At 56.8% G+C, this 336-nt stretch carries 1 protein-coding gene; it reads left to right on the top strand.

The genetic code is table 11. From position 1 onward, the window contains the following. Positions 1-13: 13 nt before the first annotated feature. Positions 14-336: ATP-binding protein (locus tag R0J87_RS19070; RefSeq protein WP_498888199.1), on the top strand; the 323-nt coding region annotated here is incomplete at its 3' end.

Below are 336 nucleotides of genomic sequence, written 5' to 3'. Positions count from 1 at the left end.
AAAGCTCAGCGGGATGGCCGAAGCACTGGAGCGGCAGCAAGAACAGCCAGGCACTTATGAAGCTCTCGCGTTCACCGAGCGGCTGAGCTTGTTGGTCGAACAAGAGCAGTCAGTTCGGCAGCAACGCCAGCATGAGCGGCTGATCCGGCAAGCCAAGTTCAAACTTAATGCTACTGTTCAGGAGATAGACTACCAGCACCCTCGCAATATCGAACGTTCACGCATCGCTCGGCTAGCGCAACGGGACTGGCTTGACCGAAGGCAGAACCTGTTGATCACCGGACCATGCGGCAGTGGTAAGACTTATCTCGGCTGCGCTCTTGGCCATAACGCCTG

It is taken from the genome of Halomonas sp. SIMBA_159, assembly GCF_046536035.1.
Taxonomy (GTDB): Bacteria; Pseudomonadota; Gammaproteobacteria; order Pseudomonadales; family Halomonadaceae; genus Vreelandella; species Vreelandella venusta_A.
Note: the sequence above shows the minus strand (reverse complement) of the source record. Positions and strands in the feature narration are given on the sequence as shown.